The organism is Sphingomonas populi (genome assembly GCF_004208535.1).
Taxonomy (GTDB): Bacteria; Pseudomonadota; Alphaproteobacteria; order Sphingomonadales; family Sphingomonadaceae; genus Sphingomonas; species Sphingomonas populi.
Window position 1 is genome coordinate 111,957 of record NZ_SGIS01000010.1, and the last position, 16,460, is coordinate 128,416.

General features: G+C 66.8%; 10 protein-coding genes. 3 read left to right on the forward strand and 7 right to left on the reverse strand.

The window, feature by feature from the left end; genetic code table 11:
• Positions 1-6: 6 nt before the first annotated feature.
• Positions 7-855, forward strand: coding sequence for an alpha/beta hydrolase (locus EWE75_RS08750; RefSeq protein ID WP_130156521.1), 849 nt, complete (start codon positions 7-9; stop codon positions 853-855).
• 148 nt (positions 856-1,003) lie between these two features.
• Here EWE75_RS08750 and EWE75_RS08755 read toward each other — a convergent pair whose 3' ends face one another.
• From EWE75_RS08755 to EWE75_RS08780, 6 genes are all read right to left on the reverse strand, one after another.
• Positions 1,004-2,533 carry an MFS transporter gene (locus tag EWE75_RS08755; protein WP_427915778.1) on the reverse strand — a complete coding sequence of 510 codons (1,530 nt, stop codon included), beginning with the start codon at positions 2,531-2,533 and terminating at the stop codon, positions 1,004-1,006.
• Between the two features lie 15 nt (positions 2,534-2,548).
• On the reverse strand, positions 2,549-3,664 hold the full coding sequence (gene bglB / locus EWE75_RS08760) for a beta-galactosidase BglB (RefSeq protein ID WP_130156523.1): 1,116 nt from the start codon (positions 3,662-3,664) through the stop codon (positions 2,549-2,551).
• Between the two features lie 12 nt (positions 3,665-3,676).
• A complete protein-coding gene (locus EWE75_RS08765; protein WP_130156525.1) occupies positions 3,677-4,900 on the reverse strand; it encodes a glycosyl hydrolase 53 family protein in 1,224 nt (407 codons plus the stop codon).
• Entirely contained in the window at positions 4,897-7,944 is a 3,048-nt protein-coding gene (locus EWE75_RS08770; protein WP_130156527.1) for a glycoside hydrolase family 35 protein, read from the reverse strand. The genes EWE75_RS08765 and EWE75_RS08770 overlap by 4 nt, the downstream gene beginning before the upstream one ends.
• A 74-nt stretch (positions 7,945-8,018) precedes the next feature.
• Entirely contained in the window at positions 8,019-9,560 is a 1,542-nt protein-coding gene (locus tag EWE75_RS08775; protein WP_231708284.1) for a rhamnogalacturonidase, read from the reverse strand.
• A 4-nt stretch (positions 9,561-9,564) separates the two neighbouring features.
• Positions 9,565-10,770 (reverse strand): rhamnogalacturonan acetylesterase, encoded by a 1,206-nt coding sequence (locus tag EWE75_RS08780; protein WP_130156529.1) that lies wholly within the window; start codon positions 10,768-10,770, stop codon positions 9,565-9,567.
• Positions 10,771-10,991: 221 nt separating this feature from the next.
• Here EWE75_RS08780 and EWE75_RS08785 point away from each other — a divergent pair, with 221 nt between their 5' ends.
• Entirely contained in the window at positions 10,992-13,961 is a 2,970-nt protein-coding gene (locus EWE75_RS08785; protein ID WP_130156531.1) for a TonB-dependent receptor, read from the forward strand.
• Between the two features lie 9 nt (positions 13,962-13,970).
• On the opposite strand, the gene EWE75_RS08790 is transcribed toward EWE75_RS08785, so the two are convergent.
• Positions 13,971-15,413 (reverse strand): family 8 glycosyl hydrolase, encoded by a 1,443-nt coding sequence (locus EWE75_RS08790; RefSeq protein WP_130156533.1) that lies wholly within the window; start codon positions 15,411-15,413, stop codon positions 13,971-13,973.
• A gap of 160 nt (positions 15,414-15,573) precedes the next feature.
• Here EWE75_RS08790 and EWE75_RS08795 point away from each other — a divergent pair, with 160 nt between their 5' ends.
• Positions 15,574-16,458, forward strand: a complete 885-nt coding sequence (locus tag EWE75_RS08795; RefSeq protein ID WP_130156535.1) for an alpha/beta hydrolase — start codon at positions 15,574-15,576, stop codon at positions 16,456-16,458.
• Positions 16,459-16,460 lie beyond the last annotated feature (2 nt).

Sequence of the window (16,460 nt, forward strand, 5' to 3'; positions counted from 1 at the left end):
GACCGTATGACGAACCTCGGCGCCGATACCGTCTGGCCGTTATGGGCTGACACTGTGGGCGGGGACGCCTTCACGGTGCAGGACGTGGCCGCGCCGCCCGAGCAAGCGGTGGTGACGGCGGTGGCGGCGCCGGTGCTGCTCGGCTTCGCGCCCGCCGTGCCCAACGGCAGGGCGATGCTGGTGCTCGGCGGTGGCGGTTATGTCGCGCTGATGGCGGGGCGCGAGGGCGTCCAGGTCGCGCGGTGGCTGACCGGCCTCGGCTACCACGCCTTCGTGCTGATCCACCGCTTTCCCGAGGCGGCGACGGGGCCGTCGGCGCCGCTCGATGACGCGCGGGAGGCGATGCGCCGTATCCGCGTGCGCGGGCTGGCGCCGGACGGGCTGGGTGTCGTTGGTCTGTCGTCGGGCGGGCATCTCGCCGCGTGCCTTGCCGCCGAATATCCGGCCGAATGGACCGAACCGCCGTCGCCCCGCGCCGCGCTGCCGACGCGGCCCGATGTGCTGGTGGTCGGCTACGGTCCGCTCTCGACCAACGCCAAGGGTCGCACGCTGCTGCCCGACAAGCCGCCGCTGCCACCTGCCGAGAAGCAAGCGATGTACGATCGGCTCCAGCCCGACACGCAGCTTCTGCCCGGACCGCCGCCGATGTTCATCGTCTATTCGGGCAACGATCCGGTGGTTCCGGTCGAGAATGCGCTGCGGCTTTATGGCGCTGTGCGCGGGGCCGGCGGGGTGGCCGATTTGCATATTTTCGGCGATGCGCCGCACGGTTTCGCGCTCGATACGCCGGGGTTGCCGGTGTCGGCTTGGCCGGAGCTATGTGAGGCGTGGCTGCGGCAGGTGGGGTTTTTGTAACCGATAAAAGCCGTTCGTCCCGAGCGAAGTCGAGGGACCGACCCGTGCGCAGGTGTCTCGACTTCGGCCCTGCGGGCCGAAGTTTATCCTGAGCGGCTGGCTTGCCAGCCAGCCGAAGGGCTCGACACGAACGGGTCGGGCCGGTGGCTCAGCGCACCATCGGCGTGGCGACGGGATTGTTGCCCCATAGCCGGTCGTAGCGCCAGCCCGACAGATCCTCGACGATCGCCGCCGCCTGTGGCGAGGATGGCGCGTCCGCGCCGCCGCGCAGATGCTCGATCTCGTCGAGCAGAACCTTGTGCGTCGCGGGCGTGAGGCGGAAGCGGGTCGAGACCAGCACGCCGACCACCAGCATCGCCAGCGTGCCGACGCCCAGCACCTCCACGATCGCCGCGATCGCCTGCGGGCTCTGCTGCGCGGATTTCGATACGAAGCCCGCCGCCTGCATCACCTGCCCGACGAGGATTACGGCGAGGGCCTGGCTCATCTTGCGCACGAAGGTCATCACACCGGCGAACGCGCCCTCGCGCCGTCGCCCGGTTACGATCTCGTCGACGTCGGCCATGTAATTGTACGTCGCCCACGGAATGTAGTTGAGCGCGCCGCGGCCCAGCCCGGCGAACACCACCGGTAGCCAGAACAGAGCGGCGGTGGCGGTGTAGCCCGCCGCATACATCACCAGGAAGATCACTACCCCGGCGGCGAAGCTCAGCGCGGCGAAGCGATAGGCGGCGGCGGGCGAGAGCCGCAGCGCGAAGTTGATCGCCAGCACCACCGCGACGAGCTGGACGATATAGGTCACGCCAACGAGATTGGCGACGATCGCGGTCGATCCGGCCAGCGCGAAGATCACGAAATAGGTGAAGGCGGCGTTGTAGATGTCCTGGCTGATATAGCCGCCGAGATACATGCCGAGGTGGAGCCGGAACGCGCGGATGCGCAGCGTCGACCACAGATTGCGGTACAAGGCGGCGAAGGCCGCAGCCAGCGTCGGACGATCGTCTGCGATATCGTCGAGGCCGGCGGCGCGCGGGCGTTCCCAGCTAAACAGGTACAGCAAGGTGGCGGCGGTCATGAACAGCGCGGAGAAGATGATGCCCATGTAGAGATAGGTATCGGGTGAATCCGGCCCGAGCCACGCGATCAGCCAGCCCGGCAGGAACGCGGCGGCGATCGCCGACATCTGGCCGATCAGGATGCGCGCGCCGGCGAACTTCGCCTTGGTGGCGTAATCGGTCGCCATTTCGGACGCGAGCGTCTCGTAGGGGATGATCTCCATTGCATAGACCATCTCGAACAGCACGTAGGTGACGAGGTAGTACCAGAAGCCTTGCCCCGCGACCCACATCACCGCGAACGAGGGCAGCAGCGGAATCGCGGCGAGGATGAAGAAGCGCCGCCGCCCGAACCGGCGGCCGAGCCATGACCGCCCGAGATTGTCGGAGAGATGCCCGATCAACGGGCTGGTGAACGCATCGAGCACGCGCGCCACGCCGAAGATGATCGTCGCCTGCGCCGCCGAAAGCCCGCAGAAGCTGGTGTAGAAGATCAATATCCAGGTGCTGACCACCGCCATCGATCCGGCGCCGAGCACGTCGTTGCCGCCATAAGCCAGATAGGTGTGAAGGCGGACGCGGCGCGGCGCCGGATCGATGGCGGTGTCGGGCACGGTTTCCACGGCGTCGCTCCCGGATCAGATATAGCTGCGCAGGAATTCGGCGAGCGCGCAGATCGCCAGGCTTTGTCCATAGGGCATCGAGGTGAGCGCGATGTCCTTGTAGAATTGCAGGGTGCTGCCCATCGCCGTGCCGAAGCTGACTTGGCGCAATTCGCCGGTGTCGTCGATATTGGCGAGCACGCCGCGCACCGCCTTGATGCCGACCGCCTCATAGTGGCGCGGCAGATAGCCCTTCCGCACCGCCTTGAGGATGCCATAGGCGAACCCTGCCGTCGCCGAGGCTTCGAGATAGCTGTCGGGATCGACGATCAGGGTGTGCCACAGGCCGGTTTCGGCGTCCTGCGTCTCGGCGAGCGTCTTCACCTGCGCGGCGAGCGTATCGATGAGGAAGGTTCGCAGTGCATCGCCCGGCGGCAGATCGAGGATCTCGATGATCTCTGGGATGGCGATCGTCACCCAGCAATTGCCGCGCGCCCACAGGGCTTCCGCATAATTGTGGCGGCCGTTGAAGTCCCACCCGTGGAACCACAGGCCGGTCTTCTTGTCGAACAGGTATTTGATGTGGATGAGGAACTGGCGCTTGGCCTCCTCGACATACTGCGGCCGGCCCAGCAGCAGCCCGATCTTGGCGAGCGGCAGCACCGACATCATCAGCGTGTCGTCCCACAATTCACCGGGATTCTCGTCATTGTAGACGATGTGCTGGAAGCCGCCGTCCTCGGTCTTGGGCAGGCCGTCGGGCGCCATCAGCCATTCCGCCCAGGTGTCGAGATAGGGGATGTAGCGCGGGTCGGGCGCATGCTCATGGAGGTAGGCGAGCGTGATGAACGGCGCCATCGTGTTGATGTTCTTGGTCGGCGTGCCCTCGGCGAAACGATCCTCGAACCATTGCTTGATGATGTCGAGCGCCTTGGCGTCGCCGGTCTGCTCGTAATAGCGCCACATGCCGAACAGGCCGACGCCGTGAGTCCATTCCCAGCCGGCCCAGCCCTTGGTGTCGATGATCCGCCCGTCCTCGAGATGGAGCAGGAATTCGCCGGTTTCGTCCTTGATGGAGAGGAGGTTGTCCATCAGCCGGTCGATCGCCGCCGTCACCTGAGTGCGCGGGATGTCGTGGGTGAGAGCGGCCAAGGGTATCTCCTGTTACTTGCGGATCGGGGCAGGGCGCGCGGCGGCCGGGAGGCCATAGTCGCGCGCCATATTACGATAGAGGTTTAGAAAGGCGGGATCGGCGTCGTAGCGGCCACCGTGATCCTCGGGCGGGGGCGGGGCGGCGTTCGGCACGGCGCCGGGCGCTTCGGCGGCGTTCGCGCCCTGGGACACGAGATTGGGCTTCGGCCCTTCGCCGGCGTTGACGCCGTTCTTGGTGAAGATCGCTTCCTGGTGCCGGGTCGGTTCCCAGATGAAACTGCCCCGGCCGCCCCGATGGCCGTGAACGAGATCGTTCAGATAGCGCTTTCGCGAGCTGTATTCGATCGCGAAGAAGCCGTGATCGGGATAGCGCTGCTCGAACGCGTCGAAGGTGCGTGCCCAATCGCCCTCGGCCGCCTGCTGGTAGCAGGAGAAGCCGGTCGCATCGAAGCGCACCCCCCGGCGCAGCACATTGTCCATCCAGTCCTGCACGATCGGCCAATGCCGGCCGAGATGGTTGTGCAGCGCGATCTTGGCACCGGGTACGGTTTCGCGGGCGGCGGCGATGCCGGCCTTCAGCAAGGCGGCGAAAGCGTCGTACCCGCCCGCGCCGGCGAGGTGCATATGCGTCCGGTCGGTGACGGCGTTTCCCGTCGGGATCGTCAGCGGCACGCGCCCGTCGGGCCACAGCATCCCGAACGTCGTCTCGTTGCCGATGATAACGAGATCGGGCGCGACGCCCGCTGCCGCCATCGCGCCGAGTGAATCGCGGGTATGCCGATGGACCGCATCGACCAGCTTGGCGAAGCTCAGCCCCGCCCATGCCGCCGGCTTGTCCTGATGCTGCGGATCGGCCCACGTATCGGAATAGTGCAGCGTCAGCGAGAGGTGGAAGCCGGCCGCCTTGATGCGCCGCGAATAGTCGATGATTTGCGCGAGGCCGCACCACGGCCTGCCGGGCTTGCCGCGCGAATAGCCGTTCGCCGGATCGACGAACAGCCGCAGCTTGATCGCGTTGAAGCCGGCATCGCGGAAGATCGCGAGCGGATCGCGTTGGACGCCCGCTTCGTAATAGGTCGCGCCCGCCGCTTCGTCTTCGGGCACCCACGAGGTGTCGGCGCCGATCAGATAGGGCCACGGCCGCGTGCCGCTCGGCGCGGAGCGCGTCGCCCCCGCGAGCAGAAGCCCGCCCGCACCGATGCCCAGCGCGCGCCGCGAGATCGCGAATGCGCTCATTTCAGCTCGGCCGGCGTTTGCGGCGCGGCGACCCTGCGGACGGGCACGCCGCCCGTCACATTGCGCAGTGTGACGAGCTTCACCGCCTCCAGCGCGTCGCCGGGTGCGCCGTCGCTGGTGACAGCGAGCGCGATGACGTTGTGGCCGTGATGATCGAGGATGCCCTCGGGGATCGGAAAGGTGCGCTGCGGGCCGACGTGCGCGATGAACTGGCCCATGTTCCAGCCGTTGACGAACAGGAGCGCGCGGTAGCGGGCGACCGATCGCGGCGTCTTCGGATCGCCGAACGAGACGGCGATCGTCGCATCCTGCCCCTTCGGCACGGCGAGGTCGAAGCCGGTGCGATACCAGGTCGTGCCGGGCTTGGCCGATGTGGCGGGGAGGGAAGCGGTTGGCCAAGTGCGATCGTCGAAGCCGGGTAGATGCCAGCCCTGCCGCTCGCCATATTGCCCACCAGTGTTGGCGGGGCCGCGCGCCGGATCGGGCAGGTCTTCGCCACCGCGCTGGCCCTGGATTCGCCACGCGATCGGAATGCCGAAGCTGCGCCCGCCCGGCGCTTCGAGTGAGGCGGAGATCAGGCCGCGCGCTTCCTTGTGGAAATCGTCGGCGTCGAGATCCCAATTGTGCCCGTTGTTGCGGACCATGACCGACAGGACATGCTCGCCCGGCGCCTGCGCGCCCGAGGGCAGCGTGAAGCGCGCGCCGCCGGTGGTGATCGGGCGGGGCAGGCCGCCGGGCAGCTCGTCCTGCCCGACGAACACGCCGTCGAGCCAGACCTGCACCAGACCCGATCCGCCGGCGCCGTAGAACAGAGCCAGCGTCTTCGCGTCGGGCGCGCCGGTGAAGTGGCCGCGATACCAGACATCGCCTTCGTGGAAGCCGTAGGAATCCATTCCCATGTTGGGCTGGCCGTCCGGGCGCGACGTGATGCTGGCGCTCGCGCGGGTATCGATCGCCTGCCAGTTGGTGTCGTCGAAGTTTGGCGCTACCTCGGGAACGCCATCGGCGGTGCGCCAAGGATCGAGCGCGGGCAAGGTCACGGCGGCGGGGCCGGCGAGGGGGCGGATCGCGGCGAGGCTGCCGGTTGGGGTCGCCTTCATCGGCACGGCGACGCCGTTCCAGCGCACCGAGCGCAAGGCTTTCGGCGCCCAAATCTCCAGCGGTGTGTCAGCGGCGACGTCGCCGGTCAGTGTGAGCGTACCGCTTTGGCTCGCCGCGGTGCGGACGAGCGCGGGGCCGCGCACCAGCACCGGACCCGCCGCGCTGTCTTGGCGCCAATAGCGCACTGCTTCTTTCTCGTCGGCGAGGATCAACGTCAGCGCTGGCCGCCCGCCGCCGGTGATCCGCACGATGGCGCGACCGTCGTGCCTATAGCCGAGCTTGAGATCGCCCGTGGCCGCGTCGAAGGCGCTGTCCGCTTTGCCTTCGAGCACGGTGACGCTCGGCGTGGAGGTGTAGCGCAGCACGGTCTCGCCCGGCTCGGCGGTGCGGCCGTAGAGAAGCAGCAGCCCGGCGTGGTCGATCGTCTGCGCGCTTTGCAGTTCGGAGGTCGAATAGACCAGCCGCTGCCCGGCGAGATCGACTCCGGCGACCAGCCACTTGGCGTCGAAGCCGTTGAGCCGCAGCGGCAGCGTGTAGCGACCGTCGGGCAGATCGGCGGTGACGGTGAAGCGATCGTCGCTCCGCGCGTTCGAGGGCTTGTGCGTCACCAGCAGGAAGCGCGCGCCGCTCTCGGGGTTTGTATTGTGGTAGACCTGAATGTTCGGCGAGGAGATCGCCACCGGCCCGGCTGGAACCATCCCGGCGAGATCGGGCACCGAGGCGATCAGCCCGCCGAGTTGCTTCAGCTCTTCAGCCTTCTCGCGAAGTTCGCGCGGTTCGGAGATCGCCGCGCCATAATCGTAGCTGGTGAACACCACTGGCGCGGGCAGCCAGCCCCAGCTCGTGCCGCCATAGCCCATGTAGAAGCTCTGGATGCCGATGCCGTTGGCGAGATTGGTGCCGTAGAACACGCGCTGGAAGCGCTTGCCGCGCTGGATGGCGTTGCAGTCGTAGCCGCCGTTCGATCCCCAATAATCGAACCAGCCGCCGCCGAATTCGGCGAGGAAGCCGGGCGTGTCGGGCGATGCCGATGCGCCGCCCTTCGCGCCGCCGGGGCCGTAGAAGCCCCAGTCGGGCGCGGCGACATCGCGCGTTGGCTTGCCCTGCACGGTGCAGGTGCCGCCGGGATAGCCGTCGAACGCATAGAGATTGTTGGGGCCGTGGACGACCTGCGCGACCGGCGAACCGTCCGGCGCCCAATAGCCGTTGCGGCCCTGATCATTGTGGAAGATCGGCACGGTGATGCCGTCCGCCCGCGCATGGGCGTAAAGATGGTCCATGTAGCGCCGCTGCGACGCGGTCGTCACCGACAGTTCGTTCTCGATCTGGTGGAGGATGACGGTGCCGCGATGCCCCTTGCCGTCACCGTTGATCTGGTGGCGGGCGATGATCGCGTCGATGCGGCTGGTCCATTCGTCGACCGCTGCGAGATATTGCGGATCGTCGGTGCGGGCCTTCGCGCGCTGGTTGACCAGCCAGCCCGGAAAGCCGCCGCGCGACAGTTCGGCGTTCACATAGGGGCCGGCGCGGGTGATGACGTAGAGGCCCTCTTCCTCGGCCATCGTCAGCAAGCGATCGATGTCGCGGATGCCGCTGAAATCGTACACGCCCTGCTTCGGGCTGTGATATCCCCAGTCGAAATAGATCGCGACGGTGTTGAAGCCGCTCGCCTTCATCTTCTGGAGAATGTCGCGCCACAGATCGGGGCTGGGCAGGCGGAAGGGGTGGAACTCGCTCGACCAGATCAGCGTGCGTTTGCCGTCGATCATCAGCGAGCGCGCATCGTAAGAGACGCGGCCGAAGCTGCGGACGGGGGCGGCGAGGTTGGCGGTCGGCCTGGCGACCTGCGCGTCGGCTGGTGGCACCAGGCAGGACACGGTCAACAAGGCGGCGAGCGCCCGGCCGGCGCGACCGAGATGCGTCTGCGATGCGCGCTTCCTCATTGCTCCCCCTCCAACCATATTATGAAATACTATTCCGTAATATGGGTAAAGCTATCGAAGCGCGGCGTCAAACATTAAGCGTGGAACAGGGGCGTTCGCACGATCGATATGCCCGGCGCGTCCGCGAAGACGAACGGTGGCCGCTGGTCCGGCGTGGCGGTCTCGGCGGTGAAGCGGTCGATGCGCAGCCGCTCGGCGTGGCGGACCCACAAGGCCCAGCACGGCAGCACGCCGAACATGCTTGGTTCGGGATAGGCGTTGGAATGGTCCTCGGGCACGCGCCGCGCATCCTCCGCCGTGCCGCCGCCGCGATAGGAGAGATGGATGCGGCTGAGTGACACATCCTCGATCCGGTGGCCGGGCAGGCCGGCGATGGCGGCGGGGAAGCGGTGGTCGATCCCGCGCGCGTCGATCTCGCTGATCTCGACGCCACGGATCGCGCCGATGGCGGTGCCGTCGGGACCGCGCCGGCGATCGCCGAGCCGCAGGAACAGCGGCGCGGTGGTCACGTCTCGCATTGTCAGCCGGCGTGCGACGACATTCTCCATCACGCCACCATCGACCGTTTCGAGCGCAAGGCCGCGACAATGGGTGAAGCTGCAATCCTCGATGCGGATGTTGCGATAGCCGCCGTTCGATTCGGTGCCGAGCTTGATCCGCCCGGTCACGCGGTCCTGATCGGGCGCGATCTGTTGGGTTTCGCGTCGGGTGCCGTCGAGCAGCGATCCCATGTCATAGCCTGACACCGCGCAGTCGCGGATCAGGATGTTTTCCGCCGCGACCGTGCGGCCGAGCGCGAAGCTGCTTTTCACGACGATGCCGTCGTCGTTGGGCGAATTGACCCGGCAGCGTTCGACGATCACGTCGCTTACGCAATCGAGATCGATCCCGTCGCGGTCGGTGTCGATCGAGACGCGGTCGATGCGCAGCCCGCGCGTGCCGGTCGCCAGAATCGCGAAATGCCCGCCCTTGAGGATCGAGAAGCCCGACAGCCGGATGTCGCGGCCGCCGCGCAACGCGATCGCCTTGTTGCCGAGGCCGATCATCCGCTTCCAGTCGGGTTCCAGCGCCGCGATCTCGCGCTCGCTCAGCCCGCGCATCGACAGCGGCCGCTCGCCGGTCTGCGCCTTCCAGCGCGCGCCGGGTCCGTCGCGGGTGAGGCCGACGCCGTGGATCAGACCGGGGCCGAGGATCGCGACTTCGGAGACGTCCTCGCCCCAGATCAGGCTGTTGTGCCAGTGGCTATGCCCGAAATCCTGATAGAGTTGCTCGACCCCGTCTTCGGGCACGTCGTAGCGACCGGCGTGGCGGGCGGGATCGGCGGCTTCGATGATCGCGCCCTTGCCGAGCAGCAGCGTGATTCGGCTTTTTAGCCGGATCGAGAAGCACAGGTAACGCCCGCGCGGTACGACGACAGTGCCGCCGCCCGCCTGCGAAGCCGCGACGATCGCGGCGTTGAACGCGCCGCTGTCGATCGCCACGCCATCGCCGCGTGCGCCGTAGTCGCGCACGTCGAAGCGGCGCGCGAGGTGGCCGGCGAACGGCAGCGCGGCGGCGGGCATCAGCGCCATGCTCGCGACCATGCCCAAGGTGAGATCGCGGCGGTTGATCAGCATCGTTTCAACTCCCCGCCGGGCGGTCGGCGTCGTGCAGCGCGCTCGCGACAATCGCAACTTCGGCCGGCGAGGGCGGGTGGTCGGGCGAGAAGTGCGGCGTGACGATGTGTGGAGCGAGTGCCGGGATGGTGGCGCGAATCCGCTCGGCGACCGCGCTGGCGAGCAGCCATGCGCCGTAATTGTCGTGGTGGGTGAGATCCGCGCCGTCGTTTGCGAAGGCGCGCGGCGCGACCTTCGGCCCGAGCGCTTCGTAGATCGCGCGGCTGTCCGCGTTGAGATCGATCAGCGGCACGTTCTGCGCCTTGGCGAGCGCGCGCACCGCCTGCGGATAGCCGCCCAGCGTGGTCTTGATGCGCCCCTGCGGATCGAACGTGCGTCGCTCGGGCGATGTCACCAGCACCGGATGCGCGCCACGCCGCCGCGCCTCGGCGATATAGGCGGCGAGATACGCCGGGTAGGTCGTGTCCGCCGCGACATAGGTCTGCGGCCATTCGGCTTTCTGGTCGTTGTGCCCGAACTGGATGAACAGCCAGTCGCCCGGCCTGATCCGCGACAGCACCTTGTCGAAGCGCAGATCGGTCAGGAAGCTCTTGAGCGTCGCGCCAGATCGCGCATGGTTGGCGACCGCGATGGTATCGTCGAGCATCGCCGGCAGCATCTGCCCCCAGCTCGCATAGGGTTCGGCGGACTGGTCGGTCACCGTGGAATCGCCGACGAGGTACAGCGTCGGGGCGATTGCCGGCGCGATTTCGACCGAGGTGACGCGCGGATCGCCGAGGAACTCCAGCGTCAGTCTGTCGTCCCAAGTGTATTCGGCGCGGTCGCGCGCGTCGATCCGCACCGCGCTTCCGCCGGGCGCATTGGGCGGCGGCGCGGGCAGGGCGGGGGTCCGAACGTCGACGAGGAAGCTGCGCGTGACGATCTGCCCGGCACGCGTCGCGACGCCCCGGAGCATCAGCCGGCGCGCTTCCGCCTTGACCGTGGTCTCGCCGGCGACATGCTGGTCGCCGAGGCGCACCGTCACGCGGTACAGCCCCTCGGGCACTGCCACGGAAAAGGCGAAGTCCGTGCGCGATCCGCCCGGTTCGACGCCGTGCCCGCCCGCCCGATAGGGTTGCCGGTCGGGCGCGCTCGCCGACAGGTCGAAATGCTGCACGCCCGCTGGCGACGCGGCGGCCAGCAGCAGGGCGAACGCGGCGCTGGCAGGCATCCGGGCATCCTCTCAGATCGTGTATTCGCAAGACCGACGGCGCGGTGAGCCGTCTTTTCGATCCCACAAATTACAGGTATTTTTCATATTTAGGGACTTTGTGCGCGTCAATGGCACTTTTCGGCTTTCCGCAGGATCAGATTTGAACCATATACATGGAATACGTTCCACAATGTAGAACATTGGGGCGATAAAGTCGAGATCAAATGGGGAGGTTTGTTATGGCGCGTGTGTTCCATAAGACATCGGCGTGGCTTCGCTGCACGTCGGGCGTGGCGCTGATGATGGCGGCGCTCCCCGCCCATGCCCAGACCTCCACCGACGACGCCAAGCCGCAACCGACCGCCACGCCGCCGTCCGATGCGGATGTGCAGGATATCGTCGTCACGGGTTTCCGCGCCTCGCTCGACAGCGCGCTCAACCTCAAGCGCACGCAGACCGCCGCAGTCGATTCGATCGTCGCCGAGGACATCGGCAAGTTCCCGGACTCGAACCTCGCCGAATCGATGCAGCGCATTCCGGGCGTCGCGCTCGCGCGCGGCGATGGCGGCGAGGGCAAGAACATCTCGGTGCGCGGACTCGGCGCGCAATTCACCCGCGTCCGCATCAACGGGATGGAAGGCGTTTCGCAGACCGGCAGTTCTGACATCTATGGCGCCGGCAACACCGGCCGCAGCTTTGACTTCAATGTCTTCCCGACCGAGATATTCTCCTCGCTGTCGGTGCGCAAGACGCCGTCGGCGGATATCGAGGAAGGGTCGCTCGGCGCGACGGTCGATCTCGCGGCGCCGCATCCGCTCGACCAGAAGGATGATTTCGTCGTCGCCGCTACCGGCCGGGCGATCTACGGTGAAATCGCCAAGCGCGCCGATCCGCGCGTGTCCGCACTGATATCGAAGAAGTTCGGAGAGGGCCGCTTCGGTATCCTCGGCTCGGTCGCCTACAACCAGCGCCACTTGCGCGAAGTCGGCTATTCGGCGGTGGATATCCTGTCTTCCAATACCAATGGCGGCTTCTGCTCGCCGATCGGCGCGCCGATCAACACCGCCGGCCAGACCCCGGCGCAGCTCGCGCTGCGCGGTGTCACGGCGACCAATTGCAGCACCAACAATCCGCGCACCGGTAGCCTTTCGGCGTACAACACGATCGTCAACGCGCGCCGGGCCGATGCCCCCAACACCGCCGGCAGTGGTGCGTTCTTCCCGCGCATCCCGCGCTACCTCAACTCGACGCAGAGCCAGGAGCGGATCGCCGGCACGCTGACGCTCCAGTTCAAGGACGGCGACGATACCGACATCTCGCTCGACCTGCTCTATTCGCGCTTCCACGTCATCCGCGACGACAATTATCTTGGGGGCATCTCGTTCGGCCGATCGGCGTCTAACGACGGCCAACCGATGACCTCGGTCACCGACCTGCAATTGTCGTCGCTCGGATCGGTGCAATATGGCGCGTTCAACGGCGTCGATATCCGCTCCGAGGGCCTGCACGCCGATTTCACCTCGTCGTTTAAACAGGCCAATCTCAACTTCATGCACCGCTTCACCGACAAGCTGAAGATCACCGGCAAGTTCGGCCTCAACCAGTCGGTGTTCGACGACTACCAGCGCATCCAGTATTTTATGGACGCGATCGATAAGAGCTTCACGCTCGATTATCGCAAGGGCGGCACCACGCCGCTGCTCGGCTTCGGGTTCGACGTCACCAATCCGGCGAATTTCAACTATGCGCCGGGCCTCGCCGACGGCACGGTGCTCGGCGGCTTCTCGCTTCAGGGCAAGCCGGCGGTGACGATCACCGACGGCTACCTCGCCGAGTTCGAGGCCGATTGGGAGATCAATGACGCGCTCACGCTGCGCGGCGGCGCGCAATATCGCCAGTCGAAGCAATCGGGCATCGACACGCGCTATTACACCGCCGACACGCTGGTGAAAGCGTTGCCCGCCGGCACGTCCCTCGCCAGCATTTCGTCGCAGATCAGCAACTTCGGGGCGTTGTGGGGCAATGGTGCGCCGGCGAGCTGGGCGACGCTCGACTGGAAGAAGCTCTACGATACCGCCAACCTCGGTGCGTCGCGGAGCTGCACCATCGAATGCGGCAGCCCCAAGCCGGTGGTGCGCGAGGAGGAGAAGAGCGCGTTCGCGATGGGCGTGTTCGATCTGACCGACGCGATCGGCTTCGGCGTGCGCGGTGATGTCGGCGTGCGTTACATCAACACGCTGCAATTCTCCTCAGGCTATGTGTCCGTCGCTAGCGCCGCTTCGCCGACTGGCGTGACCGGGCTCTACGGAGCGGTGACTCGCAGCTATGACGACTGGCTGCCGTCCGCGAACATCGTGTTCGAGCCGATCAGGAACCTGCTGCTGCGCGTGTCCGGCGCCAAGGTGATGTCGCGCCCCGAACTGGGCGTCCTCACGCCCACCAGCGGCGTCAACCCGATCACCCGTACCGGCACGGTCAACAATCCGCTGCTCGAACCGATCCGCGCGAACACGTTCGACGCCGCGGTCGAATGGTATTTCCGGCCCGGCTCGCTGCTGTCGGCGGCGTTCTTCTACAAGGACATCAAGACCTATATCCAGAGCGTGACCAGCCTGGTGCCGTATACCGATCTCGGCCTGCCCGTGGCGCTGCTCGACGGCAGCAATACCCAGCCGACCGAGTTGTTCAGCGTGACGCGGCCGGTCAACACGCCGGGCGGCAAGCTCAAGGGCGTCGAGATCAACGCGCAACTGCCGTTCACCTTCCTGCACGGTTTCCTGAGCAACTTCGGCGCGCTCGGCAATTACACCCACGTCACGTCGCGGATCAATTACTGCCTGACCAGCGTCGGTGGGGTCTGCACCGTCACCACCACCAATGATCTCGTTGGCCTGTCCAAGAACACCGCATCGGGCACGCTGTATTACGAGGACCGCACGTTCAGCATCCGCGGCACGGTCAATTATCGCGGGCCGTTCATCCGCGGCATTCCGGCTTCGGCTGGGAGCGATCTGCAAGGCAATGCGCAGACCACCTATGTCGATGCGTCCGCGTCGTACAATATCACCGAGAACTTCAAGCTCATCGTCGAAGCGCAGAACCTCACCGACCAGCAGAACCGGCTCTATATCGACAGCCAGCGCAAGGACACTTTGTACCAGACGCGGGTGGGCCGCACCTTCGCGGTCGGCGTCAACGCGCGGTTCTGACGGCGGCGCTTATCGCTTCGGCCCGTCGATGATGCGGAACTCGCCGCTGCAATGCAGCATGCTCATCAGATAGAGCATGCCGTCGAAATAGCGTTGCTCGCCGGTGGGTAGCGGCATGTCCCACAGCGCCTTGAGGAACGCCCTCGAGTTCACGCCGGGCGTCGCCGCGAAACCGCCAACGGCGGCGGCGGCGAGCATGCCGGGCGAGTGGCGGGTCGAGAGCGGCTCGCCGTCGAGCGTGTAGCGATCGGCGAAGCGATCGATGCCCTGCGCGGCGAGGAAGCCCTGTATGCGGTCGCTCAGCACGCGCTGGCGCGCGTCCTTGCCCCACCATGCGTAATCGACCGACCAGTTGCTGACGGTGCGCCAGCTATCATAGCCGAACGGATCGGGCTTGCCGTCGCGGGTCAGCATCGTCGATCCGTCGAAATGGCTTCGATCGGGCGCGAGGCCGGTCTTCGGGTTGGTGACGGTGACGAACAGCGCGCGGCTGGCGTCGGCGGCGCGCGCCCAGAAGGCGCGGTCCTCGGCCGGCCCCCAGCGCGCCCACAGTTCGTAGAAGGCGGGCAGATGATAGGAGGCATCGGTGCCCTCGACATTGGTTTCCGCGACGAAGCGCACCATCGCATGCGCCTCATCGACCATCGGCCCGACGGTGACGGCGCGCGGGCGGCGATCGGGGCGGTAGGGCGGCCAGGGCGTGCCCGCTTTCGCCGCCTCGGCCGCCGCCGCGCGGTTGTTGAGGCTCGGCCACGGCACGTCGGGTTGGACGAACGGCGCGTCGCCGGGGTGGATGCGGAACGGCGGCGTTCCCGTCAGCACCGGATGGTGGCGCATGCCGCGAAGGATGCGGTCGGCCTCGGCCTGATAATCGTAGATGCCCTTGCCGTTGCCCCAGCGCCGCGCCGCGAACAGCAAGGCCATCGCATAATATTCCTCGCCGTCAGGCGCGGCGCCGGTCGAGCGCGGCGCGCCGTCGGTCGCCATCGACCAGGCGAAATAGCCGACCGAGGGGTTCTTCGGGTCGGTGACGAGCATGTACGTCTTCGACCAGTTCCACAGCGCGTCGAACTCGCGTTTGTGGCCGAGCTGGACGGCGATCATCATGCCGTAGCTCATGCCCTCGGTGCGGGCATCGTTGTTCGCCCAGTCGGTGATATAGGCGAGCGGGCCGTCGGCATTGGCGCCGGTCTCGAAATAGACGCGCTGCTCCTGCCCATCGCCGTGGAAGAATTGCTGGAACGCGGCCTCCATCTTGGCGCGCGCCGCGCCGGGTTTGGTGCCGAGTTGCTCGGCGAAGAGATCGCGATACTGGCGCGTCTTGAACGCGCCTTTGCCGTCGCCGGGGAAATGCGTGGCCGGCGCGGGTGCTTGCGCGAATGCCGGGGTGATCGCCAGCAGGCCGGCGGCGATGGCGGCGGTCAGGATCATACCGCGCGGATTGATGGCCATTGTGCATCCCCTCTCGAACCGCCGGCATCCGCCGGTCGGCACATCATGATAGCGCAATCATACGGCGAGCAACGCGAAGCGCAATCATGCTTCCATGCAGCATCTTGGCTGATATGATATCGGTAACGGCCTGCAACGGCCGAGTCACAGGAGAGACGTGATGCGCAAGACCGGATGGATGCTGCTGGCCTGTGCCGCACTGCTTGCCAACGCGCCCCAAGACCCCGATCCGGTGCCGCCACCGACGTTCGTTTCGATCCCGCTGTGGCCGAACGGGCCGCCCGGAAAGGACACGCGCCGGGTCACGCCCGAGGTCGCGCGCGATTATTGGGTGCGCAACGTCCGCAATCCGTCGCTGCTGGCGTTCCCGGCGCTGCCCGCGCACAATAACGGCGCGGCGATCGTGGTCATTCCGGGCGGCGGGCACAAGATCCTCGTCTGGACCAATGAAGGCACCAAGGCCGCGACCGCGCTCAACCGGATGGGCATTTCGGCGTTCGTGCTCAAATACCGGCTCGCGCGCGAACCCGGCTCGCCCACTTCGATCGAGGGCGACGCCGCCGACGATGCGCGCCGCGCGGTGCGCTGGGTGCGCGCGCATGCGAAGGACTATGGCATCGATCCGGCACGCGTTGGGGTAATGGGGTTTTCGGCGGGCGGCGAACTGGTCTCGCTGATCGCCGACAATCCCGAACCGGCGGGGCGACCCAAGACCGATGCGATCGATTCGCTCTCGGCGCGGCCCGATTTTCAGGTGCTGGTGTTTCCGGGGCCGCTCGGCATACCGGGCAGCGCCGCCGCGAGCGCGCCGCCCGCGTTCATCACCGCCGGCAGCCTCGATCCGTGCTGCGCGACGCCGTCGGTCGCGCTGTACGAGCAGTTGCGCAAGGCGGGGGTGTCGGCGGAACTGCACATGTATGCCGACAGCGGCCACGCCTTCAATCTCGACGAATCGAACCGCATCGGCATTTTGCATTGGCCCGACCGGCTCAACGACTGGCTCGCCGACGGCGGCTGGCTGTCACCGCGCGCGGCGGCACGGTGATG